The sequence below is a fragment of the Cyanobium sp. LEGE 06143 genome, from assembly GCF_015207535.1.
Classification (GTDB): domain Bacteria; phylum Cyanobacteriota; class Cyanobacteriia; order PCC-6307; family Cyanobiaceae; genus NIES-981.
This window is the reverse complement of record NZ_JADEWP010000248.1, coordinates 1-2,870: the sequence shown is the minus strand read 5'-3', so window position 1 is coordinate 2,870 and position 2,870 is coordinate 1. Positions and strand designations below refer to the sequence as shown.

Annotated in this window: 4 protein-coding genes; 2 read left to right on the top strand and 2 right to left on the bottom strand. The window is 68.8% G+C overall.

The genetic code is table 11. From position 1 onward, the window contains the following. Nucleotides 1-468 (top strand): DM13 domain-containing protein (locus IQ216_RS13030; protein WP_228007507.1); only part of this gene is annotated, 468 nt, incomplete at its 5' end. 6 nt (nt 469-474) lie between these two features. Here the strand turns inward: IQ216_RS13030 and IQ216_RS13025 are convergent. Further along, a complete protein-coding gene (locus IQ216_RS13025) occupies nt 475-1,389 on the bottom strand; it encodes an ion channel (RefSeq protein ID WP_193815810.1) in 915 nt (304 codons plus the stop codon). A gap of 76 nt (nt 1,390-1,465) precedes the next feature. Between IQ216_RS13025 and IQ216_RS13020 the strand changes: the two genes are divergently transcribed. Continuing rightward, nucleotides 1,466-2,296, top strand: a complete 831-nt coding sequence (locus IQ216_RS13020; protein WP_193815809.1) for a DUF3598 family protein — start codon at nt 1,466-1,468, stop codon at nt 2,294-2,296. Between the two features lie 27 nt (nt 2,297-2,323). On the opposite strand, the gene IQ216_RS13015 is transcribed toward IQ216_RS13020, so the two are convergent. After that, nucleotides 2,324-2,653 (bottom strand): translation initiation factor, encoded by a 330-nt coding sequence (locus IQ216_RS13015; protein ID WP_193815808.1) that lies wholly within the window; start codon nt 2,651-2,653, stop codon nt 2,324-2,326. Between the last annotated feature and the right edge of the window lie 217 nt (nt 2,654-2,870).

Sequence of the window (2,870 nt, the reverse complement as noted above, 5' to 3'; positions counted from 1 at the left end):
ACCCTCAMCCTCGCCCTGGCGATGGCTGGAACCGGCTRCGCCACMGCCTCCCAGAMGGAGGCYGCCACTCCCGAGGCTGCCTCCGTGGTGGCCATGGCCGACAAAGCCGCCAAGCAGCTCCACAGCGGATCGTTCCGCGAGGCGGAAAAGCCGGTGGAGGGCGGTTTCACCATCCGCCGGGAGGGCCAGCGCACCCTGCTGATGCTCAGCGACGACTTCAGCACCAGTACGTCAGCTCCTGATCTCAAGGTCACCTTCGGCCGTGATGCCGATCCGCTGGCGGACAGCAAGCCGCCGGCCTACCCGCTCCAGGAGGGCACCTACACGGTGATCGCCCCACTGCGCGCTGCCTCCGGAGCCCAGACCTATGAACTGCCTGCTGGCTTTGATCTGGCCGATTACGGCTCTCTGATCATCTGGTGCGAACAGTTCAACGCCACCATGGCCTGGTCGCCGCTGGCCCAGTGAGGCCCTTCAGGACCTGAGGCTCGCCGCTGGCTTCAGGGGGCAGTTCCGGGTGCGATCAAAGGCCGACCAGTCGATGCGGTGTCGGTCGTCCCCATCCTTCACCTGCTCCACCTCCACCATGTCCAGGAAGCAGAGGCCGAAGCCGATCCGGCTCATCGGCCAGCTGCAGCGGCTGTGAATCGGCCTTTCGATGGTTTCATCGACACCGCTGAAGGACACCACCAGTTCGGCATTGAGCCGTTCCAGTGCCTCCACACTCAGCCCGTGCAGGGGACTGCTGGCATCGATGCGGTGCTGCGCTGTCCACACCAGCAGGAAGGCGATGCCCTGGTCGCGCTCCAGCGGCAGCGGCAGCAATCGCCGCATGTGGTGACCTTCATGGCTGATCTCATCCAGCGACAGGTAGGCCCGCACCCGCGCCTCGAGAATGTTGTTGCCACGCTCGTTGGCCAGCCGAAAGCTCAGGGTGGGGAGGCCGTTGTAGCGGTGCACCACGGCCAGCTTCGAAAAGCGGATGCGGGCGCTGCTGCGCGAGAAGCGGGCAAACACCAGGCCGGTGCTGAGAGCGATGAACAGCAGGCCGCTGAAGGATTCCGCCACCACCAGCAGGTTCACGTAAAGGCTCACTGGATGGAGGGCGCCGTAGCCGATCGAGCCCAGGGTCTGCACGCTGAAGAAGAAGGACTCCGCAAAGCTGGCGCGGCCTGCGGCCGTCCCGGCCAGGCCAGCCGGGTCGGCGAGGTAGAGGCTGGCGAACAGCAGGTTGATCGCCAGGTACACCAGGGCCAGCAGGCCCAGAAACAGGGGCCAGGAGAGCGAGAGCGCCAGCAGATAGGGCTCGCGCCAGTGGCGCCACCAGCGCTGGCTCTCCTGGGCTGTGAGCAGGCCGTGCTTTCGCCGCAGGTGCTGGACCCTGGCCATCGGTGGCGCCGCTCTAGGACTTCGAATGGACCACATCGTTAGCATCCCGCCCTTTGGGCCGCCAGTGGCCGCAGCCATGGGCACCCAGTGGCAGAACTTTCTCCAGAACCTTGGCGAGTGGCACGGCAGCTTCGCCGACCTCGACGCCCATGGGGCGTTGCTGCGCTCCACCGCCTCGATCCTGAGCCTCGAGAGCCATGAAGGCGGGACCTGCGTGCAGTTCCGCCTGCGCCGCTTCGCAGGCGGCGACACCAGCGGGCCTCCCAGCTCCGACCACCAGCAGGAGTACCGCTCCCTGGGCAAGCAGGTGACCTTCTTCGACAACGGCAGCTTTTCGAAGGGCTCGCTGCAGATCGCCCCGGCGACCCGCTCCGGCGCCGAGTTCGGCTTCGTGGGCCCGGATCGCCGCTGGCGGCTGGTGCAGCTGCATGGCCAGACAGGGGTCTTCGAGTCGCTGGTGCTGATCCGGGAGACCCGGGCCGGCAGCAACGCCGGCGAGCTCCCACCGCTCAGCCCGGAGCATCTGATCGGCACCTGGCAGGGCCAGGCCGCCACGGTGGAAGCCGACTGGCCGGTTCCCAGCACGGTGCCCTGCACCAGCCGGATCGAGCGCCTGCCTGGTGATGGCCTGCGCTTCAGCATGGATCTCGGCGGCGAGTTGAGCAGCCTCGATGGCACCCTTCAGGGCAGCGTGGTGGCCATCGAGGCGCCGCTGCCCCAGCGCCTCCATCTCCTGCCCGATGGCGGCTGCAGTCGGGTGCCGCTGCAGGTGAGCCATCGTCAGGCTTTTGAGGTCGAGGCGGGCTGGCTGTCCTCTCCCACGCAGCGTCAGCGCCTGATCCGCCGCTACGACGCCCGCGGGGCCTGGCTGTCCTCCACCCACCTGGTCGAAACCAAGCTGGCCTAGCGCAGCCGACCCCCGGAGCTCCCKGAGCTAGCCCCCTGCCTGCTTGGGCCGGTAGCCGGCCSCCGCCAGGGCCGCCAGGGCCGTGGCCACCTGGTCGCCCTGCAGTTCGATCACGCCGCATTTGGCGCTGCCTCCGGTGCCTGCGGCGGCCTTGAGCTGCTTCAGCAGGGCCTTGAGTTCGGCCTCCGGTGCCTCCAGCCCGCTGATGGCGGTCACCAGCTTGCCGCCCTTGCCGGCCTTGGTGCGCTGCACCCGCACCCGCTGCTGAGCCCTGGGGGTGGGGGCTGCGGTCGGGCGCTCCAGGCTGGCCGGCCGCTCGAGGCTCTCAAACTCCTGCCAGCTGCCTTTGCTGCCCATCGCCTCCTCCGGCTGGATCGCTGCAGTGCGGCACTGGGGCCGATGATGCCATCCTCCCGCAGCCGGAGCTGGTTCGGTCTGCCTTCCTGCCTACGCTGGGGCCACCGATCCGTCCCGGTGGCCCCAGCGTGACCAGCACCGTCCCCCCAGCCCCGGCGCCCTCCCTGGTGCCTGCCGTGCGCCCTGACCAGGCGGGCCGCTTCGGCCGCTTCGGCGG